Origin of the sequence: Sporolactobacillus shoreae, assembly GCF_004684935.1 — a bacterium.
Classification (GTDB): Bacteria; Bacillota; Bacilli; order Bacillales; family Sporolactobacillaceae; genus Sporolactobacillus; species Sporolactobacillus shoreae.
In genome coordinates this window covers 23523-49511 of record NZ_SRJD01000017.1, presented here as the reverse complement: position 1 = coordinate 49511, position 25989 = coordinate 23523, and the positions used below count along the sequence as shown (strand labels likewise).

Sequence of the window (25989 nt, the reverse complement as noted above, 5' to 3'; positions counted from 1 at the left end):
CTCCTCCAATTTATGGTCCGGAGAAGGTCCGGTCCGGCGCACAGCTTGCAGCGTCGCCGATCCTCCGTCTATGTCCCTTGCGAGGATCATAGCGGACTTCAGTTTTATCGTCGCCATCAGGCCGTAAACTTTACGGGTGCCGCTTTCTCAGAAAGAAATGCGGCCCGTCTATAAAAGTCTGACCATAAAGCAACTATTATTATAGCAAAAGAAGCGGTAGATTTCGCTGTATACAAACTCTCTATTGTTGGAATCTCGTCTATTGCTGTTTCAGGACCATTCGATGTCTGCCGAGTATACCCTGGAAACGTGTCCTTTGCCGTCTTTGAGCAAAAGTACACCCTCATCATTGATCCCAAGCGCGGTCCCTTCAAGCACTTTCCCGCCCGGCTGGCGCACCCTGATTTGTTTCCCAAGGCTGATCGCATGCATTTCCCACAAGGGTTTAATCGCTGAGAAGCCTTCCTCAAGAAAAAGTTCATAGAGTCTTTCAAACGTTTGCAGAAAAGACTGAACGAATTCTGCGAGGTTATATTTCACTCCGGTGATTGCCCGGAGTGAAGAAGCTTTAGATTTCAATTCTTCAGGGAAGCTACTTTCCTCAGTATTGACATTCATCCCGATACCGATCACAACGGCCTTGACGAAGGTTGCCTCCGCCTGAAGTTCCGTAAGGATTCCGACAAGTTTCCGGCCTTCATATAAAATATCATTGGGCCATTTGATACCACAGGACAGGCCTGTGGTATCCTCGATAACTTTCACAGCGGCGACTGCGGTCAGCAGCGTCATCTGAGGTGTTTTTTCAATAGGGAGACTGGGCCTCAGAATCATACTCATGGCGATGTTCACTCCGCGCTCTGACTGCCAAGTATGCCCCAGACGCCCGCGGCCGGCAATCTGCTGATTCGTGATGACCAGTGTTCCATCTTCCGCGCCTTCATCCGCAAGCCGGAGCGCTTCCTTCTGGGTCGAACCGATTGTATCGTAGAAACAGATGTGTCGTCCGACTGATTTTGTCTCCAGCCCTGATGATAGAGCTGCCTCGTTTAATCCCGAAGGCGCGGCGGTCAGTCTATAGCCGCTTTTCTGAACCGCTTCGATAAGAAAACCTTGATCTTGTAGTTCACGGATATGTTTCCAGACCGCCGTTCGCGAACAGCCTAATGTTTCAGAAATCTTCTGTCCTGAAAGAAAAGAGTCCCTGTTTTCGTAAAGCATTTTTAAAATTGATTTTTTTGTTTTTCCTGCCAAGCCATGAACCACCTTTTAATTCCCTCCTGCTCATTAGGAACTTTGCCGGTCACCACTTCTTTTTCAAGTTGTTCGATAGCCGCTGACAGCCACGGACCCGGTTCTTTGCCAGACCACCGGATCAGGTTGTGTCCGGAAACGGGCAGTTCACTTCTGCTACGTATCGGACAGTCTTGCCACAGACGGTCGATCAGCCGTTCTTTTCGCTCCAGCCCTTCAACGGACGTTTTACCGAGTGCGGCCTCCAGACGCTCAACGGAATGGGCAAGCTCAGGACCAGAAGAGTAGACAGAAAACTTATCCCAGTTTAAAAGCTTGTAATTACCCTCATATTTTAAGAGCAGACCGACGCTTTTTTTTCGTGAGACCGGCCACTTCCATGCACTGGAAAAAGTGGAGATATCCGTCATGCCGAGTGTTCTAAGAAAAGCCGCCCAGCGCTCCCCTTCGGATTTCAGCAGGTCAAAGCGGACCGAAAAAAGCTCCTCACGTGCGACAGTTTTGTCCAGCAGCGGGAGCGCCCTGCTGCATCCCGTGTTGAAGAGTAACCGGAGAGCATCACTGACCGTGGCACCGGCAAGCAGCTTGTTCATTTCCTGATCAATCCGTTCAACGGAGATTTTTTTTAGCAATACAGATTTCTTGCTGAACGCTTCCCGTTCATCTTCACCGAGTGAGAAGCCGAGTTCAGAAACAAATCGGATGCCTCGCATCATCCGGAGCGGATCCTCAGTAATCCGTTCCTCTGCAATGCCCACCGTCCGCAGGTGCTTCAATTTCATGTCGTCTTGCCCGCCGAACAGATCAATCACTTTGCCTGTCCGATCCATTGCTAGCGCGTTGATCGTAAAATCACGGCGCATCAAATCCTTATCAAGTGACGTTTCAAATGTCACCTGATTCGGGTGGCGAAAATCATCATAGCCATTCTCGGACCGGAATGTAGTCACCTCAAAACTTCTGCCGTTTAAAAGGACAGCTACGGTTCCATGCTGCAGGCCGACCGGTATGGTTCGCTGAAAGAGCGTAACGACCTCATCCGGATGTGCTGAGGTGGTAATATCTATATCATGAATAGGTCGCCCGAGTAAATAATCACGGACCGCTCCGCCAACAACGTAGGCTTCGAAGCCATTTTCATTCAGCCTGTCCAGAATAGGGGTTGCTTTATCAAAAGGAAATCTCATGCATGACACCTCATTAATAACCGCAAGATTACCTGATCGTTTATCGCCGCTCATTCTTGTTGGAGCGGATCAGCTCGCGCCAGTGAAATTCACCGCGCTTCAAAGCATGCATCATGATTTCAGCCGACGCCAGGTTGGTTGCGAGCGGAATCCGGTATACATCGCCGAGCCTCAAAAGCGCATTGACATCCGGTTCGTGCGGCTGTGCCGTCAACGGATCGCGGAGAAAAATCACGAGATCCATCTCATTTGAGGCGATCATCGCTCCGATCTGCTGATCACCCCCGAGCGGACCGGATTGAAACCGGTGCACTTTTAATCCGGTGGCTTCCGAAACTTTCAACCCGGTTGTCCCTGTCGCATAAAGCTCGTGCTTTGCAAGAACAGATTGATACGCCGTCGCAAACTGAACCATCTCAGGTTTTTTCTTATCATGAGCGATCAATGCAATCTTCACTGGCCATCCCTCTTTTCAAAAAAGTGATTGCTTTGAAGCGGTTAATCCAGAATATTCTCCAGACCGTAAACCAGTGTCTCAAGAGACATCGCTGTGCGCACTGAGTAGGCGACGCCCGTCATGAAAGACGCGCGGTCCATAGAATCATGCCGTAACGTCAGCAATTCGCCCTTGCTCCCGAAAAGGACTTCTTGATGGGCAACAAGGCCTGGCAGTCGTACGCTGTGGATACGCATTCCGTCGAAATCTGCTCCTCGCGCCCCCTGCAGGGTTTCTTTTTCATCAGGTGCACCCTGTTTTTTCGGCTTTCTTGTTTTTTCAATCAGTTCGGCCGTCTTGACCGCAGTTCCGGATGGCGCATCCTTTTTCCCATCATGATGCATTTCAATAATTTCGACATCCGGAAAGTATTTAGCTGCCATCTGGCTGAATTTCATCACGAGGACGGCACCAATAGCGAAATTAGGTGCGATGATGCCGCCCAATTTTTTTTCACCCATCTGTTTCTGATAATCTGCAACTTCTTCGTTTGAGAAACCGGAAGTTCCGATGACAGGACGGACACCGAAGTCAATGGCAGCCTGAAGATTCTTTTTACCGGCTTCGGGATTTGTAAAGTCAATCAGCACATCCGGCTGTTCTGCGGACAGGCAATCTTCAATGTCTGAATAGACGCGCGCATTCAGTCCGGAAATACCGAGCAGGTCGCCGACATTTGCGCTGTCGTTGCCGTCATCGACTGCTGCGGACAGAGAAAATTCAGGTGTCCTGTGAATCATGCGGATGGTCTCAGCTCCCATTCTGCCCCTAGGGCCTGCAACCACAATCCTGATTTTTTTCGTTTCGTCCATATTTATCTTTCTCCTTCATCCTTTTTTGTCCAGCGGTCTTTGTCACGCGTACTGAACTTGTCCAATACGCGGTCAAGCGCCGATCCCAGATCAATATGTAAACTGTTTGCCATGCAGATCACAACAAACAGTAGATCCCCCATTTCCTCTTCAACCGTTTTTGCGGATTCTGTAGACTTCTTTTTCTTCTCCCCATAATAATGGTTGATTTCTCTGGCTAGTTCCCCAAGTTCCTCTGTCAGCCGTGCGGTCAGAGCCAGTGGGGAAAAATAACCTTCTTTAAACTGGCCGATGTAATCATCAACGTCCTTCTGCATCTTTTCCATTGTTTTTTCGCTCAATTTAAATTCTCCAATCCGGTAAGGCCATGATCTCTGTTCAGATTTTGTCAATACTGTTTAAGAAACATAACAAATACTTTGTAAAAACCAGACACAAAAATATCATACCACTGTTTGACAGAGGTGAAAACGCTGTTATCCGGCATAAACCACAACAGTCTGCAAATTACCTTATTGAAGGATTCTGATCATACGCTTATGATATAGATTGCGTATACGTTCTAAAGGATGTGGCACAGTGAAACTTGATTTAAAAGCAAGAAACATTCTTTTTATCCTGATCGGAGCAGCTATCTATGCTTTCGGACTGGTTAATTTTAACATGAAGAACCAATTGGCTGAAGGTGGAGTGACAGGCCTGACACTGATTCTGTATAACCTACCTCCTCATTTTGATCCGGCGATCAGCAACATTGTCCTGAACATTCCACTTTTCCTTGCAGGGTGGCGGTTCTTCAGAAGAAACGAGTTTATTTACACGCTCATCGGAACTTTTTCCCTGTCCTTCTTCTTATACATCTTTCAGCATGTGATCACTTTCAACTTCTCCCTGTCGCATGATTTGTTTCTCGCTGCTTTGTTCGCGGGTGTTTTCATCGGCGGCGGACTCGGCATCATCTTCCGGTATGGCGGAACAACGGGTGGTTCGGATATCGTTGCCCGTATCACACACAAGAAATACGGGTGGGCGATGAGCAAGACGATGCTGATCATTGACGCTGCGGTCATCATCATATCCATTATTTATCTGGATTATCGTCAGATGATGTACACGCTGGTTGGGGTCTATGTCGGTTCGAGAATGATTGACATTATTCAGAAAGGTGCCTATGCGGGGAAGGCACTCATGATCTTTTCAAGAAAGAGTGATGAGATCGCCGAAAAAATTATGAGCTCACTGAACAGGAGCGTGACTCTGATCGACGGAAAAGGCGGTTTCACGCGCCGCGAAATGAACGTCCTGTACTGTGTTGTCAGCCATAATGAAGTGTTCCGGTTGAAGAATCTAATTAAGGATATCGATCCGGACGCCTTTGTGACAGTCAATGATGTCCATGAAGTATTTGGCGAAGGATTCTCATATCCAAAATCTTCTCCTAATAAACTGGACAAAGCACAAGACTGACAGATCAACAGTCCACGCCCTGATTTTTGTCAGGGCTTTTTTACATTTGGCTTTGCTAACTTGTCTGTTGTTTTCCGCTCCAATCAAAGGAGAGGCAAACTCAACATTGAATTTAAACATAGCTTTTATTATCGATCATTTTTCTCAAGTGACAGTAGTGCACCAATGGCTCCGCTGAATTGTCCGCTTTTAGGGATTATTGGCACAATGCCGCGCAGTTTGCTGTAAGCCATCACAATTTCCCTCATGGCCGGATTTCCGGCAAATGAGCTGCCAATGTACACAACTGTTTGAACGTTTTCTTTTTCCGCCGCAAACAGACTGAGCGTTGTCACAGTTTCGGCAACAAGGCCAATGACCGATGCCACCTTGTCCGCATCAGTGATCCCCTTAACTTCCCGGGCAGCCAGACCGAAATTACTGGCAGTCAAATCGCCTGCGATTGGCGGTACGTCACCTTCGTAGATTCGGGCCACAGTCAGATCGACATGATCCCTCCTGCCGTTTTCCGCAGTATGTATCAGCGCGTCGAATCCATGGTCTTCCGTCAGAAGTTCCGACAGGCCGACTAAAGTCCCTCCGCCAATGCCTGAGCCACCGATTCGCCTATGGTTTAATCCATTCACAAAATGAATGGAGGTTCCTGTTCCACAATTGGTCAGAATAAATCGATCGGGCGTCTCTCCGGGTTCCTTATCGAGAAGATCGCGTACTCCGATACATGTCGCTTCAAATTCCGAAATGATCCTGACATTGTTCGGAAGAAGTTTTTCTCTTAGCCGAGATGCGCCGCCGCCTGTCAGACACACTTCGGCATCCGCCAAGCTCTCTTTCAGCCAGGCCGCGCATTGCGTTAGCTCTGATTCCAAGAAGCTTTGAAAGTTCAACCCGTTCTTATCTAGGATAGCGGCTTTAATCAATGTCCCGCCCACGTCAATTCCCGCTTTTCTTTTAGAAACCAATAAATGATCCTTCTTTCAAAGATTCGAAGTCTTTATTTCTTTTCATTACGCCGCATTTCAATTACAATACTAAATATTGCTTTTTAAGTATACTCGAACCATTCCGGGGTAAACAATTCAGAGAGGTTGTGGATATGCAGTGAACAGTGATTTACCATCATCAGCTGAACTAAAATCAGTGAACAATAATAAGAAAACAGGCGCGATCTATGCGATTTTAGCCTATCTGCTCTGGGGGCTTTTTCCCCTGTACTGGATTCCTCTGAACAAGGTGCCGGCTTTTGAAATTCTTACGCACCGGATTTTCTGGGCGTTGATATTTATGATCGGCCTTCTCTGGGTTACCGGAAAATTGAACGCCTCTCTGAAAAAATTGAAAGATTTATTTCTCAGCCCGCGCAATCTTCTTCTTGTTATTGCTGCAGCAGTACTGATCAGTCTGAACTGGTTTATGTATATCTGGGCTGTGACCAATGGACATATTGTTGAATCAAGCATGGGCTATTACATTAATCCGCTTGTCAGCATCATGCTGGGCATTTTGATTTTGAAGGAAAAACTGACCGTCTGGCAGGTTGTGGCGGTTTCCCTTGCGGCAGCCGGTGTTCTCGTTCAGACTTTTGAATTCGGCCAGCTTCCGCTGATTGCTCTCTCGCTCGCCTTCTCTTTTGGTTTCTACGGACTGACCAAGAAGCTGATTACACTTGATCCTTCGGTTGAACTGACCTTTGAAACCCTTTTTGTAACGCCTGTCGCCCTCTTTTATCTGATTCATGTCCAGATTTCCGGGACGGCCGCCTTTGCAAACGGTTCTGTCCTGAAAACGATACTACTTATTGGAACTGGCATTGTCACGGCTGTACCCCTGCTCTTTTTTGCCGAAGGGGCGCAGCGCATTTCCCTGACCATGATCGGTTTTTTTCAGTATATTACGCCTACGCTTTCCCTGATTATCGGAATTACAATTTACAGAGAACCCTTTACGCTAGTCCAGGTTGTCTCGTTCTCATTTATCTGGCTCGGGCTTTTAGTCTTCTCATTGTCGGGGCTGAATTTCAGAAAACGTTCGCTTCAAGTAAACAGCGCTGTTCGTTCTGAGCGTCGATAATTTTCATTTCTAAAAGAAGGCAGACAGGAAAACTGACTTCAGTTTCCTGTCTGCTTATTTTTCATCGTCTGCTCAGCGCGTAAAAGTATAAGAACCATACAGCGTGATTCTGCTCATCTTTGGCAATCCGGTAAAAAATGGATTTGATCTGCTCATTGGTTGCCATATCGCCAGTTTCCATATAAAAATCCACGGTATTCTGTTCATCTTCAATCGCGTGGCGAAGTCCTTCCATATAGGTGTTCGGACAAGCCTCAGTCTGCTGAGGTTGATAAGTTTCCCCCGTCATTTGCTGATACAGAGAGGAAAACACTTGGAAATGGTGCATCTCGTCGCCGCGAATCTCGCTGATCCGCCGCCGTTCATGATCCGTCCGAGCTTGATTCATCAGTACTTCATAACAGTGAATCGCATTATATTCACCTGTGATCGCAGTCCTGAGCCGTTCAATCAACTGGCCGTTCATCCCCGGGTCAGCGGGCCTGAATCCCTCCATCATGTTCTTAACCTCCTCATTCATCTCGTTTTCCAGTGTATGCAGGATGAATGAGAAAGGTGCCCAGATTAAGTAGATGAAGTTTGTAAAAGTTTACTAAAAAGCTTATAGAACAGGAGGTTTCCGATGATTTGTCGCCTGTTCAAACGCATAGGCCAATTCAATCAACTTCGGTTCACTGAAAGCGAGTCCGGTGAAGGTCACGCCGACAGGTTCTCCTTCACTTGTGTAGCCGGCGGGAACTGTAATCGACGGATATCCCGCTTTTGCCGCAATATCACAGCCAAGATAGTTGGCGAAAATCAATGCATCCAGATGGCGTGCCTTCAGTACGGCATCAATACCTTCTTTGCGCGAAAGGCGGATATCATCCGCCCGGTCGGCAAGATATTGGCGCTCTCCCAGATCGGCGCTCAGCGCTTCTGATTTTTCCAGTATGGCCTGTCCATAGTGTAAAGCGGTATCCGCGTGTTCTTTGTTGTACTTAATGACATCTGACAGACTGTGAACTGGGGAATCCGCAGGCAATTTCTTAAGATACCGGTTGATGTCAAATTTAAATTCACGGTACATGACCGATGACTCACGATTTTCCAGAGTTTCCGTTGATGAGATGACCACAGGATCCAGAATAGTTGCCCCTTTCTCCTTCATCACGTCCAAAGCCTGATTGATTAATTTCACTTGCTCGTCGCTCAGAGATTCCAGATAATTTCGGTCAATTCCCAGACGAGCACCCTTTAATCCTCCGTGCTTGAGATAAACAGTGTAATCTTTTTGTACATCGCCCTGGCTCCAGACCGTTTCTTCATCATCTTCATCGACGCCGGTCATGCCATTGAACAGGAGCACAGCATCCCTTACAGTGCGCGCCATCGGTCCTGGGGTATCCTGGCTGTGGGCGAGCGGAATAATACCACTGCGGCTGGCAGCGCCCACTGTTGGTTTGATGCCCACTAGTGAATTTGAAGATGCCGGACTGAGAATAGAACCGGAAGTTTCTGTTCCGACGCCTGCAGCCGCAAGGTTTGCGGCGACCGCGGCACCGGTCCCTGCGCTTGAACCGCCGACATCAAACGAAGCGCCGTATGGATTAAGTACCTGTCCGCCAAGCGAACTGTAACCATTCGGCATATCTTCAGCAATAAAGTTGGCGAACTCGGTCAGATTGGCTTTACCCAGAATGATCGCTCCGGCTTTTCTAAGCTGACTGACCACAAAAGCATCTTTTTCCGGCTGATTCCCGGCAAGGGCGACGGAGCCTGCTGTCGTATGCATCGGGCTTTCAGTTTCGATGTTATCCTTGATAATAAGGGGTACGCCAAATAGCGGACCGACATCTGGATTAACCGACCGTTTCACGTCGCTTGCTTCCGCTTCATGAAGCGCTTCAGGGTTGATTTCGAGAATTGAATTTAACTTCGGACCGCTCTTGTCAAAATTCTCAATCCGGTCCAGGTACATCTGGACGAGATCTTTTGATGTGACCTGTCCTGTTTTCATCGCCTTCTGCATTTCAGAAATCGTCGCTTCTTCGATCATGAAAGGCCTTCGTTTAACAACTTCCTGCCTCAGGTACATGCCGGCTGTCAACGCGGCGGCTGTCGCTCCTGTTAACGCGGCGGCCCATGCAAACTTCTTTTTTTTGGACATATTGCTCACTCCGTTGGATGAATTCATCGTTTGAAAAGAGAATGTTTATTAAAATTATCTACTATCTTACAGTTATATCGGGGAACTTGCAATGCTGTCAATTTATGAAAAAATACCTGAATATTCCATGACAATAATTGATCCTTGTATAAATGAATGATAATATAAATATAATGTTATATAAGCATATACGAATATATTACCACTCAGTAAACTAATAAAGGAGTGTTCCAACTTGAGTATTTCCAACGATCAGATTAGACAGAATGTGCGCCATCGTTATAAGCAAATTGCCTTGCAGGATGTCAGTTCAGGCTCAGACTGCTGTTCTACCAGCAAAGGATGTCTGTGCACGTCAAATGATTCCCAAAGCGTCTCGTCCAAACTCGGCTATTCCGATGAAGAGCTTGCAGCCGTACCCAAAGGCGCCAATCTTGGTCTAGGCTGCGGCAATCCGCAGGTGATCGCTTCTTTAAAGTCCGGGGAACATGTACTGGATCTCGGCAGCGGAGCAGGGTTTGATTGTTTCCTCGCTGCCCGTCAGGTCGGCTCCGAAGGCCAAGTAATCGGAGTGGATATGACCCCTGAAATGGTTAGCAAGGCGCGCTGGAACGCAGAAAGCGGTAATTATCATCAGGTTGATTTCCGTTTAGGTGAAATTGAACATTTACCAGTTGCCGATCAGGTAATTGACGCCATTATCTCTAATTGTGTTATCAATCTGTCACCGGATAAACAGCAGGTTTTTAAAGAGGCTTATCGTGTCTTAAAAAACGGCGGGCGCCTCGCCATTTCTGATGTCGTCCTTACTGCAGAATTGCCAGTGGAAATTAAAAACGATCTGGACGTCTCCTATTCCGGATGTGTCTCGGGTGCCTCCTCAATCGCTGATCTGGAGAAGATGCTCGCGGATGCAGGCTTTAAAGACATTGACATCCGGCCTAAAGATGCGTCGAAAGAATTTATTAAAGATTGGATTCCGGGCGTGGGGATCCAGAATTATATTGTTTCCTCAACCATTCAGGCAAATAAGCGGTAATCTTTAATAACAAATCACACAACAAAAATAGGGCAGACATCTAGTGATCCGATGCCTGCCTTATTTTATTTCGTTAGTTTACCTGAAACCTCATCATCCGCTTCCATTTGGATCGGTGTACCGTTTCCACGAATCCCGCTTTCTCAAAAGAAGCGGGGATTCCTGTCCATAGAAAAGCGCCGGGAACTTTATCCCCATACGGGAGTTCAGGGTAAGCTTCGACCGTTTCCGCACCGTGAAGCTTGCAAAAATTAACTGCGGCATAAATCAGCTCGAGCGACAATCCCTGTCTTCTGAAGGGTTTGGCAATAAAAAAACAACTGACCGACCAGACTGGCAGCTCATCCAGTCTCCTAAAAATTCTTGATTTCTCAAGTCTGAGGTATTCTTCCCTGGGCGCCGCAGCACACCAGCCGATTGGCTCTTTTCCTTGGTAGAGTAGCACGCCGACAGGCCGTCCTGCATCGACAAGGCTTTTTATGCTCTGTTTATTGTTTTCCCCTTTATTAGCATCGAAATCGGATTTTTTTAGTCTCCAACTCATGCACCAGCAACCGCCACAGGCTCCTTTTTCGCCAAAAAGTGTGACGAAATCATCCCAGTGTTCCGAATCCAGAGCAAAAGCGCTCAGACTTTTCTCGTTATTTTCGTAGACAATCATGCGCTTTCCTCCCAAATCATCCGACATCCCTTATGATACAGCCATTATACCAGCCGCATCGTTTCCGGACAAACCACGGAAACAATCACGATCCATGAAAAATGATATTCAGGGGGGCTTTTTTGACATGATTTTCCTTATTTTGTGCAGGTTTTTAATAACTCAAGGTCGAAATAATAATACAAGGTAAGCAGCACATATAGGAGGACAAGATCATGGAAATGCTTGAAGGCAAAGACAGGTACTTTATTACAGATGATGAGGGCTCCGAGATTGCTGAGGTGACCTTTACCTGGCCGTCCGATTCTGTTCTAAGCATCGACCATACATTTGTCGATCCTAAATACAGGGGTCAGAAATTGGCGCAGCAGCTGATTCAAGCGGTCATTGACAAGGCCATTAGAGAAGATAAAAAAGTCATCCCTTCCTGCTCCTACGCCCGTGCGCAATTTGACCGGGTGAAAGAGTATCAAAAATTGGAGTATATGGGTCACAATTAAAAAATGAACCTGAGAAGTCCCAGGTTCTCTTTTTTTCATTCAGTGATCAGACAACAGATCGATCAATGCCGGATCACGCGGGATAGCCAGCCCTTCTTCTTTCTACCCGCTTCGCTCATTTCCCTAAGCCGGGTCATCAGTTCCCGGTCCCTCAACTCAATGCGCCGCTCCATTTCATGATCGTACTTTCTGACAACTTCTTCAGCTGTTTTCTCCGCGGCTGTCGCGGCAACCTGTTCCACCATTAACCGGAACTGGGAGGCGGAAAGTGAGATGCCGCTCCCTGTGATTTCGGGCTCGTCCCATTCGAAAACGGACGGGTTTTCTTCAGTTGTCGTCTGGGGCATGTCGCTATTCTGGCTCAACACTTCGCCTGCAGCCGCTTCAACCGTGCGTCCCTTCCGTATCTGGGTAATCATTTGCTGCAAGGTTTGGATGTCCGATCCGAAATAGATTCGCTGATTGCTTTTGTTGCGTGTAAATGTATACCCTTGTTTCTCAAGAGCCTGCGTCAGCCGCCTCAGTTTGCTCAGAGTGATTTGCAATTTGTCAGAGACCGTCTTGGTAAAGTAACCGATATTTTCTCGCCTGGATCGCATCGCCATGCCCCGTTTCCATATAAGTATAGGCTACTTATATAGTTAGACGTGCAGCCCTTCTTTTCCTGTCACTGGTTCAATTTTTTTATTGGGCCTCCTGATCGGCCTGCTGCGCCGGTTTGATATACATGGCAAATGACATCCATACCCCAGTTTGCCTGCTATTTCACGCGGATTACTGTCTCCATATTCATGGCTTTTGAAAATAAGGGAGTTGTCTGTGCATTATAATACTGGCTGACAATCTGCGAACCCGCCAAATCTCCTGCAAAAGCGACTTTATTCATATTCAGATTATACGTATCTGCATGATTCTACAAAAATCGATAGGCCTCGCTGACTTGGAGCAGTGGTGTCGGGTACTTCGCTTCTAGGGCGAGCTCTTATACTGGTGACCGTCTCTCCCTGCTTAAATTTTTATGACTTTGATCCGATAATTATTTTGTTTACATAAATATTATTACGTTAATTATATACTTATTTCACATATATTCTTTCAAAATTGATAGTATTTCTCTAAATGTGTTTTATGGCAATTCGTTTTCTTAATCTTTCTTTTGCTCATTCAGCAGTTTTTTAATTTCTCCGATATCATTTTCGATATGTTCCAGGCGGCTTTGCATATCGTCGATTTCTGCATCAGCCTTATAGTTAATCGAGAAATCAATGATTGATTCATGCTTGCTTGTCGCGGGCTGTGGGACGGTTCTGGCTCATCATAACGAATGGCGCCTGGAACGCAGCGATAAAAGAGAGGCAAAGATTCAGCAGAATAAAAGGCGGCCTATCAAATTTAAGCACACCGGTCAGACCGATGACATTCCAAATGATCCAGAGCGCAAGAAAAATGCCAAAAGATATGATAAACCGCTAACTGCCGCCAAACCTGGCGATATAATCTTTCGTCTTCGTCTGCCGGACATATTCCGAATTCAGCTGCCGGACGATTTCCGATTCATATTCGTTACCAGTCTGTCAATCCGGTTCAGGCTTTCGTCATTCAGGTCGTTGTCAAAGCCCTGTATATTTTTATCATCCTTCACGTCGTTTCCTTTTTTCACTTCTGCTCCTCATGAGAAATTAGGCCTCTGCCTCTTGTCAGTTAAAGAAAGGAACAGCCAGCAGAATAATCAGAGCCGTAGCCAGGAGAAAGTAATAGGCACTTCCTGAGAGCTTTCTTCTGTCCTTCCCTTTGTAAAAACCATGAAATTGAAATCTGTTGCGATAGAGAATAAAAATAAGAATCAAATCGGCTGTGGAGATCATAAAATAACCTAATCGGTCAACAGTCATATCCAGTAAATGATAGATCCAGAGCACCCCTGAGCCGAACAAAATGCTCAGAATTACAATAATAAAAATAAGTCTCAGGATTTCCAGAGAAGCGCGAAGCATTGGACCATCCCCCCATTCCTAAGCTTATATGATTACAGATGCTACAATGGATCATTAAAATGACTCAGTGAATATTATTCAAGTGATAGTTTATTATCTCATATTTGTCGCGACTCTCAATGGGCTTTTAGCAGAATTCGGGAGATAGTCAGTTGCTGGATACTCAAAAGATGCAGGGATATTCATTACTGAGAATAGCTGGTATTGTCCCACAATACTTTACAAACACCTTGTCCCCGATTTACAATAACAATATCTAGATTAATATTACCCTATTAAACTATATGTATGAACCGAATTTATTTATTATTGGGGGTAACTTGGAATGTTCTCGAAATCAATAGATGGATTCCATCAGATTGAGTGCCAAATATCTAAGGGGATCAACCGTTACTTTGAAAAAAGAGCGCTGAACGTCTATTTTCGGACGATAACAAATATCGGAGGGGCTGTGGCAGAGATTCTTGCCGTGTTGTTCCTCCTCGCTTTTTCTCACGGGCGCCTGCATCAGACTGCAGTCGCCTGCGCTGTGTCGCTGACGATCAGCCATATGATCGTCCAAGTGTTGAAAAAGGTTTTCCCGCGCGTGCGTCCCTATCTTGCTTTGGAGGGAATTAAAGTTCCGGAGCACCCGCTGGCTGACCACTCGTTTCCGTCCGGCCACTCGACAGCTGTATTTTCAGTGGTTATTCCGCTGATTATGTATCACCCGTTCCTGGGTATCTTCCTTATGCCGCTCGCATTAAGCGTTGCCGTATCACGGATCTTCCTCGGTCTCCATTATCCGAGCGATGTGCTGGCCGGGATTTTCCTCGGAACCGTAACTGGTATGATCGTTTTCTCTTATATGATGCCATTCTGATGGTTGATTTGACTGAGAGGCTGTCTTTCAGATATGAAAGGCAGCTCTTGTTATATTTACCGAAAATGCCGACTGGAGTGTGAACCATTTGTTAAGAGCGCTGAGCGTTGCTTTTTCGATCCTGACCCTGATCTTCGCCATCTATGCAATGATCACTGGCAGATTTGTGAATCTGATGTTTGTTTTCCTGGGTTTCATGATGCTCGTTTCAGGCATCTCCGACCGTCAGAAAAAGAAAAAAAGGCAGCAGATGATCTTAGACTTTTCTGTTGCCGGTTTTATGTTCGTGGTAGCTATTGCTGCAACATTTTTCGGATAATCATATGAATACAAAAATCGGTTTCCCTAAGTTCAGGCAGACCGATTTTTAGTTTATAGGGTCATCTTGCTGGGGTATCTAGATGGTTATCGACAAAATCAACGTTCCCTTGAAATATATGACCACTAATTGACTGTGAAGTTATCAATGTTAATATTAGCATTAGCGAATTGAAAAGCGGTTGTAGCGCAAGTGAAGTAACAAACCAATCAATAATGCTATAATACTTACCCATACATTAATCAATGTATGGATGATACAGGGAGAAACACGTATTGTTTGAGAACCATGATTATCCAAATCCAAAACACGATATAAGTCACAACAGTCTGCGTCCTGACTGCGAGAAATGCTTCGGTTTGTGTTGTGTTGCACTGCCCTTCGCAGTTTCAGCAGATTTTGCAGTTGAAAAAAATGCTGGCAAGCCCTGCCCAAATCTGCAATCAGACTTTCGTTGCAGCATTCACAAAAATCTCAGACAGCAGGGATTTAAAGGGTGTATCGCTTTTGACTGCTTTGGTGCAGGGCAAAAGGTTTCTCAAATCACTTTCGGGGGAATCGACTGGCATGAAGGTCCAGCAACGGCCACGAAAATGTACCATGTGTTCCCAATTATGCTTCAACTCCATGAGATACTCTGGTATTTGACTGAAGCTCTTACGTTGAAAGCGTCTCATCCGATCCACAGAGAGCTCTATCTCGCGCTTCATGAGACGGAACGTTTGTCACAACTTAGTCCGGACTCACTACTGAAACTGGACGTTCCATCACATCGCACAAATGTAAATGCACTGCTCTTAAGGACAAGTGAACTTGTGTGGATAGAGTCACATCTGCAGCATAAGGGTATGAAAAAAAGCAAGAGAATCAACCGTCGAGGTGCTGATCTTATGGGCGCAAATCTTAGAGGAACTGATCTCAGCGGAGCCAACTTAAGAGGAGCATACCTTATTGCTGCTAACCTCCGAGACGCCGATTTGAGAGCAGCTGATTTTATTGGCGCTGATTTACGCGACGCCGATCTTAGTGGAGCTGATCTCACTGAGAGTATCTTTCTCACCCAAGCTCAGATTGACTCGGCGAAGGGCGATGCACACACGAAACTACCGCGCTTGCTTTCTCACCCATCACATTGGTCTGCTCTAAAATAAAATAACTAAAAAAAATCCCGCTCTCTCTATGTTATAGGGGATTCTGCAATGTTCTATCATACCGTGATCAAAGATGGCTATTCCGCTCCAGCCGCCTGTCTTTCATGTCACTGGGCCGTTTGTGTATCCAGGCGTTTGTTGACAAACTCAAAAATCTTTGAAAAGTAGAGTTCAGGGTTTACGAAGGATGATGAGGCGTGCGGCGCATCCTTAACAATCAGCAGTTCTTTTTCCACTGGAGCGGCCTCGTATACTTTATAAACCATTTCTGTAGGCACATAGGTATCTTTATCGCCATGAATAAAAAGCATCGGCACTTTCGCCTTTTTCAACTGTTCCACCGACGAAGCCTGGTAGATACTAAAGCCGGCTTTACCTCTTATCGCCTTGTCAGCCAGCGGAAGAACCGGGAAAGCCGGCAGTGAATAGAGATTGTGAAGTTCATAGGAGAACTCGTCGGCGACCGAGGTATACCCGCAATCTTCGACAATTGCGGTCACATTTTTCGGCAGATCCTCACCGGCAGTCATCATCGCCGTTGCGGCCCCCATTGAAATTCCATAGACAACTATTTTTGCCTGCTCATCATGCTCTATGATTCGATTAATCCAACTCACGACGTCCAAGCGGTCGTCCCAGCCCATGCCAATGTAATCCCCTTCGCTCTTCCCCGCGCCGCGTAGATCCGGCACAAGCGCATTAAAGCCTTGCTGAGAAAACATCGCCGCAAAGAAAAACATGTCCGAGCCCTGGTTCATGTAGCCATGCAGCGGAATAACCCACTTGTGGCTGTCAGGGTGTGTCTCAAAAAGATAAGCGTGAAGTTTCAGCCGGTCCCTTGACTCGAGAAACAGATCCTTTGGAGAATTTTGATTAATAAAATCATTTTTCATCTCCGTCTGTTTTTTTAGTGTCTGCTTCACAGACTCAGGCAGTGGTACCTTCTTCTCGCCTGAACTCAATACACCCGTCAGCTGCTCCTTATCATTGCGCGCAATCGCCAGTTTATAGAAGTGTCGGCCAACGGCGTCAGCGGCGACTTTTAAAAAAGCGGCCGTACTGGTCAGAACTACAGATGAAATGATGATCTCTTTCTTTATAAACCTTTTGACTCTTGGTGTCTTGTTTTCTTTGGACTGTACTTCAGGTGTCATAGTTTCCAATCTGTTCACCCCGCATGAATCCGGAAAAAGTTTGCCGGAATGTTTTCACAAAAACATCGCCTTTACTTACAGTCTATTACGAACAAACAGCATAGGGAAGTAATATGGCAGACATTCTTCCTAAAAAAACTTCGACGTGCCGGCAACGGACGTGACTATCGAAAGGTTCTCCCTCAACGGACTGACTCACACCGGGGTATCCTGTTAATTGAGAATCAATCTTAACACATCTTTTTCCTGGGCTTTACGTTTCCCAATACAAAATTAAAAATTTCTTATTAAAATGGATGTGTTGGATCAAAATATATTTTCATCAAAGAGGTGCAGAATTTTAATCAGATCATCAGATCAGCTTTACCTGATAGAACGACGTACTTTCAGAAGGAATAATCCTCAATTTGAAAATCTCTTCCTGCAGGATCGCAAACGTTGGGATGACACCTGCCGAAATTTGCTCACCTTATTCGCTTGTAACTCTGACTATTGACTTTTACTTGATTAAACGCCATTCAAGCGGGAGGTACTTTCATGAGAATTGCTATTTTCACAGACACCTTTACACCTCAGATCAATGGCGTCGCGAAAACCCTGGAACGTTTGACCCGGTACTTAAATAAGGAAGGGATTGATTATCTTTTATTCGCACCGCAAAATGTAAAAGAAGAAAAAAAGAACATGAATGTTCAGAAAGTGAAAAGCATTCCCTTCGCTGTCTATCCGGAATGCCGACTTGCCGTACCTAATCCTTATTATGTTAAGAAAAAGCTCCTGCGTTTCCAGCCTGATCTGATTCACGTCGCGACACCGTTCAATATGGGATTGCTGGGAAAGTATTATGCCAGAAAATGGGGTATTCCCTTAGTAGGCTCGTATCATACTGACTTCGACGCCTACCTTGCCTACTACAAGATGGATCTTTTATCTCCTGTTCTCTGGAACTATCTTCGATGGTTTCACCACTCCCTGCAGAAAACATTTGTTCCTTCAAACGAAACACTCATTCAGCTGAAAAGCAAAGGATTTCACGATCTGAGCATCTGGAGCAGGGGCGTGGACTGCAGGTTGTTTCACCCGGATTTTGATGAAAATACGATCCGGAAAAACTATGCGATCAGGGCCAGACATATTCTCACTTTTGCGGGACGGTTGGCTCCGGAAAAGGATATTGAGACCCTGCAGCGAGTGATGAAAAAAATAGATGAGCAGATGGGAGACAATGTTCACTGGCTGATTGCTGGCGACGGCCCCCTTTATTCTGAATTCAGAGCGAATGCCGGTAAACAGGTCACATTCACCGGTTACTTGAGTGCGAATATGCTGGCTCAGGTTTTCGCAGCTTCAGATCTGATGGTGTTCCCTTCTCCGACGGAAACCTTTGGCAATGTCGTGCTGGAGTCACTGGCCTGCGGTACACCGGTTGTTGGAGCGAATGCCGGCGGCGTAAAAAACATCATCCACAATAATAAGACAGGAGTACTCTGCACACCAAAATGCGTTGATGAGTTTGTTTCAGCTATTTCATACTTACTCGGAAACGAATCGAAATGGCAGGAAATGAGTTTCGCAGCCAGACATTATGCACTGGCGCAAAGCTGGGATCGGATATTCGAGAAATTGCTTAACGATTATGAGGAGGTATTGAGTACTCAACGCAGATCGTGCGCGGAGGCTAATGGTTGACCACTTCTAATAGGCGAGAAGTCAGAAAAACGGCAGTGAGAAATTTTTAGAGTCACAAGAATTGCGTTTTTATTATGTCAGTATCTTTTTTACGGTATTCATATCTGGAGCATGGATTTCCAGAGTGCAAATTTTTGTTCGCTTAATTCCTCAATTACTCTGGGTGATGCTCCTCTTTTTTCTCCAAATTTTCCCTACGCTGCTCTTCTTCTTTCAATAGTCCGTATTGAAGTGTCGTGTGATGGATCACTGCTTTTGCATCCTTTATTGTCAGTCGTGCCTGCTCCTGCTTCTGCTGCAACTGCTCATCAGAATAATGCGACAGCTTCTTTTGCACTTCCATGGTTTGTTCATAGCATTGCTTGACCAGGTGATAGGTGTATCGGCCGGCTCCGGTGAAACCATGTCCAATGCTCCTTCCGGATGGATGCGCACTGAATTCAACCACTTTCGAGACAAGACGGCTGCTTACATACTTGTCATAAAACGTGATTAACGGACCGGCAAAGAATGCGATGATGATGGTTGCGAGACCGATCGGACCGCTTGCGATCAGTGCTCCGATCATAAACGCAAGATCCTGAGCGATCCGGCAAAATCGATACTTGATGTGCAGCCTGGCCGAAGCGATTGGGGCGATGGCATCATAGGGAGCAACTCCAAGATTGGCCGACATATACAAGGAAGTGCCCAATGTGAATAACAGCAATCCTAAAATGCCATTGACCATCATCGTCAGTATTGATGGATGATAATGAAAAACGGAAATGTAAAATCGGGAAAACCATTCAATCATAAAACCGGCAAATACCATATTGATCACTGTTCCAATCCCGATCTTCTTTCGGTCTAAAAAAAATACGAGGACGATAATCAGCACATTCACGAGTAGCTGATAAATCCCCAGACTCATGTGCAGCTTATTGGAGAGCCCGATATTAAGAGCCGTGAAGGGGTCAAGGCCTATGTGGCCCTGTTTGCACAGCGTGGCCCCTATCGCAAGAATCGCCACGCCTATCAAGGAGAATATGGATTTTGAAAAAAGTTCCCGCCAATGATGATTACTACTCAGATGCACCGCCATAGCCATCCTCCGTTATGCTTCAATATATATTAACGGAAGTATTTCCCTCTTCATGCTTTGGCATACGGCTTCTCAGTTTGACCCAATGGAGAGCTGTTTTTTAATGAAGGCCCGGTTTTTTAATTTACGCATTTATTAGTGACTCGGCGGATTTCCCGGCCATTACCAAGTCTTCCTGATTCGATCTAATGTAAAATGGCGGCTAAGGGGGAGCCCCATCGCGATCAAGAGCATAATAAGCATGGCGATCCATCCTTTGTCTAATTTCCAGAAAACCATGTAAATGACAAACCCGACCGAAAAAAATAGATTTTCTAATAAGCTCACCTTTCTGACTGGCCATTCCAAAGCGTGATGCCGTGCTTCTTTTCCCAGCCGCCAGCCGATTTCCAGACTCAGCAGTTTACGATTCAGAATAAGAAAATGATTCAGTGTTGAAAAAAGAATAAGAAAAAGGGCGATTAGGAATACGACAAGTTCAAAATACATCATCCATCCTCCTCCTTGTGAAAGATTGCGCGACATAAAAGAATGAATAGCCTAACACACCATCAATCTAACCGCTTTTTAAGTCGCTTCCCGGTAGATTAATCCATTCCCTGTTTCTCTTCAAGCAGCTGCATGATTTTCGTGATTTTGGTCTCCAGATTTTGTAGCCGCGCCTGAATGTCATCAATTTCCTGCCCGTCTTTATAATTGATCGCAAAATCAATGACCGATTCATGCTTGTCGCGCGCCGCGGCACGATTCTGGCTCATCATGATAATGGGAGCTTGGAAGGCTGCAATAAACGACAGGCACAGGTTAAGCAGAATGTATGGCGGTCGATCAAATTGCACGCCATGCGTCAGAGAGATCGTATTCCAGACAATCCAAGTAATCAAAAAAACGGAAAAAATAATAATAAAGCGCCAGCTGCCGCCAAAATGAGCGATATGATCCGCAAGCCGATCGCTTCGCTTCGTTTCTTTTTTGTATTCCGAATTCAGCTGCCTGACAACGTCCGATTCATAACGGTCAACGAGCCGATCAATCCTTTCCAGACTCTCATCATTCAGGTCAACGTAAGGCCCCTGAATATTTTTGTAATCGCATTCCTTTTTTGTTTCCTTATTACCGTGTGTTTTCCAGATCATGGGTAAGCCCTCCGAATGGCCTTAGAATTTTAAAAACAAGCGCGTGTTCCAGCATAAACGATGTTATTTAGATGGCGTACCCAAAAAGGATCATTTTATGATGTCCTATTTGACCAGATTTTTTATGTTGAATGATGGATTTCTTCTTATCATATCAGATCTTTTTCTCGGGTTAATAAAATATAGAGCAATACCGGCTAATGTGACAACGCCCCCAATCACCTGCCACAGGCTGACCCCTTCACCCAGGAGCAAGATCGCGAGTAAAGAAGCGATCACCGGCTCTGCCACAACAGACATTGTGATTCGCGTTGCGTCAATATACTTCAGGCAAATATTCAGCATCGTATGCCCAAATACCGTCGAAACAAGCGCGAGCAGAAGAAAGATCCCCCACTCCTTCAAGGAATAATGACTCATATCAGTTCCAGCAGCTGAATTATACCCCATCAGCACCAGTCCCGCGATCAGAAAAACGAGAAAGCTATAGAATTCCCCAGGTATCTTTTTCACCAAAGCTTGCCCGAGAAGCAGATGGGTCGCATATGCTGCCGCTCCGAGGAGCGAGAAAGAATCACCGAGAAGCGCACTGCCTGAAATACCGATATCACCCCAAGCGATAATTAGTGAACCGATAACGGCGATCAGCAGGCTGATCATCTGTCCGAGATTCGTCCGTGAATGATAAAACAAAAGCATACCTGCCATCGTAAACGCGGGCTGCAGTGTTAAAATGACCGTTGAACTCGCTACTGAGGTCAGCTTTAAGGATTCCATCCAAAGCAAAAAATGAAGCGCCAGGAATAATCCGGAAAGAAGCAGGCGAATCCATTCTGACACGTTTAGACTCGTGTGTTTAAAAAAATATATCAACTCAATGGGCAATAGCAGCAGCACGGTCAGCAGCATGCGATACATTGCTATGACCGATGCCGGGGCCGCTGACCATTTAACGAATATAGCGGAAAAAGAAACCGAAAGCACGCCGATGAGTAAAAGAAAGTACGGTGAGAGAAAGACAGATTTTTTCACTTAATTGGATTCCTTCCTAGTGAGTCTTGTTCCGCGTTCAAATCATCATTTCTTTGGGTGTCATCGATGAATTACTGATCTTTTCTTTAGAATCAGATTACTACAAAATAATAGAATTGGCACGATCAATTCGTCGTGAAGCAGCTCTGAAAGAAATGTTAGAGAACACTGGTCAGTCAACTTTTCCATCCCTAAACTCAAAAGAACGACACGCGAATGATATTTTTTCCCCTCTTCTGAACGTCCATATTTTATCCATATTTATATTCCCTTCATCATCTAAAAGTTATATATTAAACAAGTAATGTTATTTTTTATTACATCATATTGAATTAGGAGGGTTATCTGTGTCAAAAGATCTTTCAAGCAACTTGGGCTCCATCTCCACTGAACCGGCAGCGGCATCAAAAAAGGAGTACGGGGCTACAGAAAGCGTGCCTCATTCAGCCGCGCGCAACATGTCCTTCTGGGACATGTTGGCCACCTGGGTCGGCGCTAACGCCAACAACGGCACATGGTACATAGGCGGCGTGATGGCTGGCCTCGCGTTCGGCGGGGCGATCGCTGTGACGCTGATCGCGAACCCGATTGCTTATATCTTTATGGCTCTGGTCGGCTACATGGGGTACAAAGCCGGAACGTCAACGATGGCACTGACACGTCCGTCCTTCGGCATTCGCGGTAGCAAGCTGCCAAGCGTGATCAACTTGACGTCCTTCGTTGGTTGGACAGCTGTCAATACCTTTATCGCTGCCATCTCAATCAGTTTTCTGCTAAAAGACGTACTTGGCTGGCCTGCTTTCGGTGAAAAAGGCAGCGTGAAATCGATGGCTGTTGGCATTCTGATTATGAGCGTGCTCCATCTTGTGTCAATTTCACTCGGCCACAGATCGGTCAAAATGATCGAGCGGGTCGGCATGATCCTGATTGCCGTCCTCGGCATCTGGGAAACGATCGTTGTTCTGCAGCATGTCTCCTTTAGCCAGATTCTCAGCTGGCATCCGGCTGCCTCCGCCTCACTTCCTTTCGGCGTCGCCATGGACACCATGGCCGCATTCAGTCTGGCCTGGATCCCGGCAATCGCTGAATTCACTCGTTATACAAAACGGAAGTCAAGTGCCACTGTTGCGCCGATGATCGGCGCTAATGTTGGCCTTTTCTGGTTCGCTTTTGTCGGCATCATCGCGACGATCGCGAGCGCTGTTGCCAGCGGCGTGTTTGATCCGAATACCTCGGATCCGAGCACGATCGCCAGCAAGCTTGGCCTTGGCTGGCTGGCCATGCTTGTGATCATTCTGACCAGTACTACCGCCAACGCCGTCAATCTCATGGCCGCAGGTATTACCCTGACCAACCTGTCCAAAAAGATCAAGCCAATGGTTGCTTTGTGGGTATCAACGATCGGTGCCGTTCTGCTAACCTTTGTACCGCTGTTTTTCGGCACATTTCTTGATTCGTTCATCTCATTCCTGGATTATCTCGGCATGGTACTTGGGCCGCTGATCGGTATTATGGTTACCGACTTTTTCATTGTGAGAAAACGGCACTATGACGCGCCTGCCTTTGAAGAGGTAAATGGGAAGTACTGGTATTCAGGCGGTTTCTACTGGGCCGGTCTGATAGCCTGGGCGATCGGTGTTGTCGCCTATTACTTCCTGCACAATGCTGAATTCTTAAAAGTCAGTGTGGGCGCAACGTATCCGGTCCTGATCTTGTCCGGACTTCTTTATTGGCTGTTCACGCGAATCCATAAATAATGAGGTCTTGAATATGCTTGTACGCAATGCGAAGTTAAGGAACCATGAAGGGTTATGGCAGATACTTGCCGAAGACGGGCTGATCAAAAAGATTGAGCCCATTAAGGAAACGGAGTCCGCTTATTCAGGAGAAGTGATCGACGCGGCTGGCGGGCTCGTCGTCCCTCCGTTTGTCGAGCCGCATGTTCATCTCGATACTGTGCTAACCGCCGGCGAACCGAAATGGAATATCAGTGGCACGCTTTTTGAAGGGATTGAGACATGGGCTCTAAGGAAGAAAGTACTATCGCATGAAGATGTGCTTACGCGTGCGAAAACAGCACTCACATGGCAGGCGGCCCAGGGCATCCAGTTCGTCCGCACACATGTCGATGTCGACGATCCTGAATTGACGGCGTTGAAAGCCCTTCTTGAGCTTAAAGAAGCTGTGTCCGATTGGATGGACATTCAGATCGTTGCTTTTCCTCAGGAGAGTATCCTAGGCTATCCGAAAGGAAAAGAGCTCATTGAGGAAGCAATGAAACTCGGCGCGGATGCAGTCGGCGGCATTCCACATTATGAACTGACACGCGAAGACGGCGTCGACTCAATGAAAATTGTTTTTGATCTGGCCGAGAAATATGACCGTCTGATCGACGTGCACTGCGATGAAATTGACGACGAACAGTCGCGGTTTGTCGAAGTGATCGCTGCTGAAGCTTATAAACGGGGAATCGGTGAACGGGTGACGGCCAGTCATACGACCGCGATGCATTCCTACAACGGAGCCTACGCTGCGAAGCTGTTCCGAGTACTTAAAATGTCCGGAATCAACTTTGTCTCCAACCCGCTTGTCAACACACATCTGCAGGGACGCTTCGATACCTATCCGAAGCGTCGCGGTGTCACGAGAGTCAAGGAACTGCTTCAGGCAGGCATCAACGTCTGCTTCGGACATGACGATATTTTTGATCCGTGGTATCCGCTCGGCACCGGAAATATGCTTCAGGTCCTTTTCATGGGTCTGCACGTCTGCCAGCTGATGGGTTACAAGGAAATCACAGAAGCCCTGGATCTGATTACCGTCAATAGCGCCAAAGCGCTGCACGTTTCAGAACAATACGGCATCGAAGAAGGCAAACCGGCCAATTTCCTGATCATGTCGGAACCTGACAGCTATAATGTGATCCGCAAACTGGCGCCGGTTTGCTATTCAGTGCACAAAGGTAAAGTGATGGCGGAAACGAAGCCAGCTGAGACAAAAATCATGCTAAATGGTGAAAAAGTGCCTGTTGATTTTAACTGATTCATTTAAAACTTTAGGAACTGCTGAAATCTGGCAGTTCCTTTTTTCTACTGTAAAAAATTATAAAAATTTTTTCTACGATCAGCCAGAGCTACAATTAATAATTTAGACGTCATAAAAAATGTTTTAAAAATCTATTTTTTCTAGATACAGTCCGCATGCATCCGCCATTCGCCCTGTTTGAATTCGTTCTTTTGAATCTAAGATGCCAGGAATATTCTCGGCATCTATTTCATTCAACCCAACTTCGATTAACGTTCCGACAATTTTTCTGACCATGTTATAAAGGAATCCATTACCGCTGACTCTGATTTGGATGAAGCCAGCATTTTCTTCGATATTCATAACATATATTTTGCGCACCGAAGTCTTTTTCTTGGATTTGGCGTTTGAATAAGCCGTAAAATCATGTTCACCGATAAAGTATTGACATGCTTTTTTCATCTGGTTAATATCCAGCTCTTTCTCAACATGCATACTATACTTTCGCATGAATGGATGCGAATAGTCCTTATTCCATATCTGATACAAATAGGTCTTCCCCTTAGCATTATAGCGTGCATGAAAACGTTCCGAAACAGGCACTACTTCGGTAATGCTAATATCCTGAGGCAAAGATCTATTTAAATAACTTTTGATTTCAGAATCAGTCACATTCTTTTTCAGCTTAACATTAGCAACCTGAGCCAATGCATGAACCCCGGCGTCTGTTCGACTGCTCCCGATAATCTCAACCTTTTCCCCTTCCAACTGCGATAAAACATGTTCTATTTTCCCTTGAATCGTATCTTCACTATTTCCAAGCCGTTGCCAGCCTTTATAACGTCCACCATCATATTGAATGATCAATTTATAATTCATGGTTTGCTCCTTTATTGAAAACTAAATGGT

General features: G+C 46.0%; 29 protein-coding genes. 10 read left to right on the top strand and 19 right to left on the bottom strand.

The genetic code is table 11. From position 1 onward, the window contains the following. Positions 1 to 270 precede the first annotated feature (270 nt). The 5 genes from E4665_RS13385 to E4665_RS13365 are packed head-to-tail and all read right to left on the bottom strand — an operon-like array spanning position 271 to position 4075. Complete coding sequence (locus E4665_RS13385) at positions 271 to 1254, bottom strand: biotin--[acetyl-CoA-carboxylase] ligase (protein WP_422067262.1); 984 nt, start codon at positions 1252 to 1254, stop codon at positions 271 to 273. Continuing rightward, the gene (locus E4665_RS13380; protein WP_135349301.1) at positions 1224 to 2441 is read right to left on the bottom strand and encodes a CCA tRNA nucleotidyltransferase; all 1218 of its coding nucleotides are present in this window, start codon (positions 2439 to 2441) and stop codon (positions 1224 to 1226) included. Before E4665_RS13380 ends, E4665_RS13385 begins: the two co-directional genes overlap by 31 nt. Positions 2442 to 2481: 40 nt before the next feature. Further along, on the bottom strand, positions 2482 to 2898 hold the full coding sequence (gene mgsA / locus E4665_RS13375; RefSeq protein WP_135349300.1) for a methylglyoxal synthase: 417 nt from the start codon (positions 2896 to 2898) through the stop codon (positions 2482 to 2484). Positions 2899 to 2939: 41 nt separating this feature from the next. Further along, positions 2940 to 3749 carry a 4-hydroxy-tetrahydrodipicolinate reductase gene (dapB, locus tag E4665_RS13370; RefSeq protein ID WP_135349299.1) on the bottom strand — a complete coding sequence of 270 codons (810 nt, stop codon included), beginning with the start codon at positions 3747 to 3749 and terminating at the stop codon, positions 2940 to 2942. Between the two features lie 2 nt (positions 3750 to 3751). Continuing rightward, positions 3752 to 4075, bottom strand: coding sequence for a nucleotide pyrophosphohydrolase (locus E4665_RS13365; RefSeq protein ID WP_135349339.1), 324 nt, complete (start codon positions 4073 to 4075; stop codon positions 3752 to 3754). 253 nt (positions 4076 to 4328) lie between these two features. On the opposite strand from E4665_RS13365, the gene E4665_RS13360 reads away from it, so the two are divergent. After that, positions 4329 to 5216, top strand: a complete 888-nt coding sequence (locus tag E4665_RS13360) for a YitT family protein (RefSeq protein WP_135349298.1) — start codon at positions 4329 to 4331, stop codon at positions 5214 to 5216. Between the two features lie 128 nt (positions 5217 to 5344). Here the strand turns inward: E4665_RS13360 and coaW are convergent, their stop codons facing one another. Beyond that, a complete protein-coding gene (gene coaW, locus E4665_RS13355) occupies positions 5345 to 6178 on the bottom strand; it encodes a type II pantothenate kinase (RefSeq protein WP_135349297.1) in 834 nt (277 codons plus the stop codon). A 178-nt stretch (positions 6179 to 6356) separates the two neighbouring features. Here coaW and rarD point away from each other — a divergent pair, with 178 nt between their 5' ends. Then, the gene (gene rarD / locus E4665_RS13350; protein ID WP_135349338.1) at positions 6357 to 7286 is read left to right on the top strand and encodes an EamA family transporter RarD; all 930 of its coding nucleotides are present in this window, start codon (positions 6357 to 6359) and stop codon (positions 7284 to 7286) included. 61 nt (positions 7287 to 7347) lie between these two features. Here rarD and E4665_RS13345 read toward each other — a convergent pair whose 3' ends face one another. Together E4665_RS13345 and E4665_RS13340 are read right to left on the bottom strand one after the other, a co-directional pair. Then, entirely contained in the window at positions 7348 to 7785 is a 438-nt protein-coding gene (locus E4665_RS13345; RefSeq protein ID WP_135349296.1) for a ferritin family protein, read from the bottom strand. Positions 7786 to 7887: 102 nt separating this feature from the next. Beyond that, positions 7888 to 9435, bottom strand: coding sequence for an amidase family protein (locus tag E4665_RS13340; RefSeq protein WP_135349295.1), 1548 nt, complete (start codon positions 9433 to 9435; stop codon positions 7888 to 7890). A gap of 235 nt (positions 9436 to 9670) precedes the next feature. Between E4665_RS13340 and E4665_RS13335 the strand changes: the two genes are divergently transcribed. Continuing rightward, positions 9671 to 10474, top strand: coding sequence for an arsenite methyltransferase (locus E4665_RS13335; protein ID WP_135349294.1), 804 nt, complete (start codon positions 9671 to 9673; stop codon positions 10472 to 10474). Positions 10475 to 10547: 73 nt separating this feature from the next. Here the strand turns inward: E4665_RS13335 and E4665_RS13330 are convergent, their stop codons facing one another. Continuing rightward, positions 10548 to 11135, bottom strand: a complete 588-nt coding sequence (locus E4665_RS13330) for a GNAT family N-acetyltransferase (RefSeq protein ID WP_241654860.1) — start codon at positions 11133 to 11135, stop codon at positions 10548 to 10550. A gap of 215 nt (positions 11136 to 11350) precedes the next feature. Between E4665_RS13330 and E4665_RS13325 the strand changes: the two genes are divergently transcribed. Further along, positions 11351 to 11635, top strand: coding sequence for a GNAT family N-acetyltransferase (locus E4665_RS13325; RefSeq protein WP_135349292.1), 285 nt, complete (start codon positions 11351 to 11353; stop codon positions 11633 to 11635). A 62-nt stretch (positions 11636 to 11697) separates the two neighbouring features. On the opposite strand, the gene E4665_RS13320 is transcribed toward E4665_RS13325, so the two are convergent. The 4 genes from E4665_RS13320 to E4665_RS13310 form a co-directional block, all read right to left on the bottom strand. Beyond that, positions 11698 to 12234 (bottom strand): hypothetical protein, encoded by a 537-nt coding sequence (locus E4665_RS13320; protein ID WP_135349291.1) that lies wholly within the window; start codon positions 12232 to 12234, stop codon positions 11698 to 11700. A gap of 675 nt (positions 12235 to 12909) precedes the next feature. Continuing rightward, positions 12910 to 13044 carry a DUF1003 domain-containing protein gene (locus E4665_RS18550; protein ID WP_241654863.1) on the bottom strand — a complete coding sequence of 45 codons (135 nt, stop codon included), beginning with the start codon at positions 13042 to 13044 and terminating at the stop codon, positions 12910 to 12912. 122 nt (positions 13045 to 13166) lie between these two features. Then, on the bottom strand, positions 13167 to 13295 hold the full coding sequence (locus E4665_RS18700) for a hypothetical protein (protein ID WP_277752226.1): 129 nt from the start codon (positions 13293 to 13295) through the stop codon (positions 13167 to 13169). Positions 13296 to 13332: 37 nt separating this feature from the next. Next, positions 13333 to 13629 (bottom strand): hypothetical protein, encoded by a 297-nt coding sequence (locus E4665_RS13310; protein WP_135349290.1) that lies wholly within the window; start codon positions 13627 to 13629, stop codon positions 13333 to 13335. A 325-nt stretch (positions 13630 to 13954) separates the two neighbouring features. On the opposite strand from E4665_RS13310, the gene E4665_RS13305 reads away from it, so the two are divergent. The 3 genes from E4665_RS13305 to E4665_RS13295 all read left to right on the top strand — a co-directional run bounded on the left by E4665_RS13305 (position 13955) and on the right by E4665_RS13295 (position 15961). Then, complete coding sequence (locus E4665_RS13305) at positions 13955 to 14491, top strand: phosphatase PAP2 family protein (RefSeq protein WP_135349289.1); 537 nt, start codon at positions 13955 to 13957, stop codon at positions 14489 to 14491. Positions 14492 to 14579: 88 nt separating this feature from the next. Continuing rightward, entirely contained in the window at positions 14580 to 14810 is a 231-nt protein-coding gene (locus E4665_RS13300) for a DUF3953 domain-containing protein (protein WP_135349288.1), read from the top strand. Positions 14811 to 15085: 275 nt separating this feature from the next. Beyond that, positions 15086 to 15961, top strand: a complete 876-nt coding sequence (locus E4665_RS13295) for a pentapeptide repeat-containing protein (protein WP_135349287.1) — start codon at positions 15086 to 15088, stop codon at positions 15959 to 15961. A 107-nt stretch (positions 15962 to 16068) separates the two neighbouring features. On the opposite strand, the gene E4665_RS13290 is transcribed toward E4665_RS13295, so the two are convergent. Beyond that, a complete protein-coding gene (locus E4665_RS13290) occupies positions 16069 to 17115 on the bottom strand; it encodes an alpha/beta hydrolase (protein WP_135349337.1) in 1047 nt (348 codons plus the stop codon). A gap of 537 nt (positions 17116 to 17652) precedes the next feature. On the opposite strand from E4665_RS13290, the gene E4665_RS13285 reads away from it, so the two are divergent. Beyond that, positions 17653 to 18804 carry a glycosyltransferase family 4 protein gene (locus E4665_RS13285; RefSeq protein ID WP_135349286.1) on the top strand — a complete coding sequence of 384 codons (1152 nt, stop codon included), beginning with the start codon at positions 17653 to 17655 and terminating at the stop codon, positions 18802 to 18804. A gap of 154 nt (positions 18805 to 18958) precedes the next feature. On the opposite strand, the gene E4665_RS13280 is transcribed toward E4665_RS13285, so the two are convergent. The 4 genes from E4665_RS13280 to E4665_RS13265 form a co-directional block, all read right to left on the bottom strand. Continuing rightward, positions 18959 to 19888, bottom strand: coding sequence for a YczE/YyaS/YitT family protein (locus tag E4665_RS13280; RefSeq protein ID WP_135349285.1), 930 nt, complete (start codon positions 19886 to 19888; stop codon positions 18959 to 18961). 162 nt (positions 19889 to 20050) lie between these two features. Next, positions 20051 to 20380, bottom strand: a complete 330-nt coding sequence (locus tag E4665_RS13275; RefSeq protein WP_135349284.1) for a hypothetical protein — start codon at positions 20378 to 20380, stop codon at positions 20051 to 20053. 95 nt (positions 20381 to 20475) lie between these two features. Then, entirely contained in the window at positions 20476 to 21024 is a 549-nt protein-coding gene (locus tag E4665_RS13270; RefSeq protein WP_135349283.1) for a DUF1003 domain-containing protein, read from the bottom strand. A 105-nt stretch (positions 21025 to 21129) separates the two neighbouring features. After that, the gene (locus E4665_RS13265) at positions 21130 to 22056 is read right to left on the bottom strand and encodes a DMT family transporter (protein ID WP_135349282.1); all 927 of its coding nucleotides are present in this window, start codon (positions 22054 to 22056) and stop codon (positions 21130 to 21132) included. Between the two features lie 347 nt (positions 22057 to 22403). On the opposite strand from E4665_RS13265, the gene E4665_RS13260 reads away from it, so the two are divergent. Beyond that, positions 22404 to 23813 (top strand): cytosine permease, encoded by a 1410-nt coding sequence (locus E4665_RS13260; RefSeq protein ID WP_135349281.1) that lies wholly within the window; start codon positions 22404 to 22406, stop codon positions 23811 to 23813. Between the two features lie 13 nt (positions 23814 to 23826). Then, positions 23827 to 25098, top strand: a complete 1272-nt coding sequence (gene codA / locus E4665_RS13255; RefSeq protein ID WP_135349280.1) for a cytosine deaminase — start codon at positions 23827 to 23829, stop codon at positions 25096 to 25098. Positions 25099 to 25224: 126 nt separating this feature from the next. Here codA and truA read toward each other — a convergent pair whose 3' ends face one another. Beyond that, positions 25225 to 25959: a tRNA pseudouridine(38-40) synthase TruA gene (gene truA / locus E4665_RS13250; RefSeq protein WP_135349279.1), complete on the bottom strand. Its 735-nt coding sequence runs from the start codon at positions 25957 to 25959 to the stop codon at positions 25225 to 25227. Between the last annotated feature and the right edge of the window lie 30 nt (positions 25960 to 25989).

Bases quoted from the DNA above. Each gene is read 5' to 3' on its own strand.
- E4665_RS13380 (WP_135349301.1), bottom strand. From the start codon at position 2,441: ATGAGATTTCCTTTTGATAAAGCAACCCCTATTCTGGACAGGCTGAAT.
- dapB (WP_135349299.1), bottom strand. From the start codon at position 3,749: ATGGACGAAACGAAAAAAATCAGGATTGTGGTTGCAGGCCCTAGGGGC.
- E4665_RS13365 (WP_135349339.1), bottom strand. From the start codon at position 4,075: ATGGAAAAGATGCAGAAGGACGTTGATGATTACATCGGCCAGTTTAAA.
- E4665_RS13345 (WP_135349296.1), bottom strand. From the start codon at position 7,785: ATGATGGAGGGATTCAGGCCCGCTGACCCGGGGATGAACGGCCAGTTG.
- E4665_RS13340 (WP_135349295.1), bottom strand. From the start codon at position 9,435: ATGTCCAAAAAAAAGAAGTTTGCATGGGCCGCCGCGTTAACAGGAGCG.
- E4665_RS13330 (WP_241654860.1), bottom strand. From the start codon at position 11,135: ATGATTGTCTACGAAAATAACGAGAAAAGTCTGAGCGCTTTTGCTCTG.
- E4665_RS13325 (WP_135349292.1), top strand. From the start codon at position 11,351: ATGGAAATGCTTGAAGGCAAAGACAGGTACTTTATTACAGATGATGAG.
- E4665_RS13320 (WP_135349291.1), bottom strand. From the start codon at position 12,234: ATGCGATCCAGGCGAGAAAATATCGGTTACTTTACCAAGACGGTCTCT.
- E4665_RS13310 (WP_135349290.1), bottom strand. From the start codon at position 13,629: ATGCTTCGCGCTTCTCTGGAAATCCTGAGACTTATTTTTATTATTGTA.
- E4665_RS13305 (WP_135349289.1), top strand. From the start codon at position 13,955: ATGTTCTCGAAATCAATAGATGGATTCCATCAGATTGAGTGCCAAATA.
- E4665_RS13290 (WP_135349337.1), bottom strand. From the start codon at position 17,115: ATGACACCTGAAGTACAGTCCAAAGAAAACAAGACACCAAGAGTCAAA.
- E4665_RS13285 (WP_135349286.1), top strand. From the start codon at position 17,653: ATGAGAATTGCTATTTTCACAGACACCTTTACACCTCAGATCAATGGC.
- E4665_RS13280 (WP_135349285.1), bottom strand. From the start codon at position 19,888: ATGGCGGTGCATCTGAGTAGTAATCATCATTGGCGGGAACTTTTTTCA.
- E4665_RS13275 (WP_135349284.1), bottom strand. From the start codon at position 20,380: ATGATGTATTTTGAACTTGTCGTATTCCTAATCGCCCTTTTTCTTATT.
- E4665_RS13270 (WP_135349283.1), bottom strand. From the start codon at position 21,024: ATGATCTGGAAAACACACGGTAATAAGGAAACAAAAAAGGAATGCGAT.
- codA (WP_135349280.1), top strand. From the start codon at position 23,827: ATGCTTGTACGCAATGCGAAGTTAAGGAACCATGAAGGGTTATGGCAG.
- truA (WP_135349279.1), bottom strand. From the start codon at position 25,959: ATGAATTATAAATTGATCATTCAATATGATGGTGGACGTTATAAAGGC.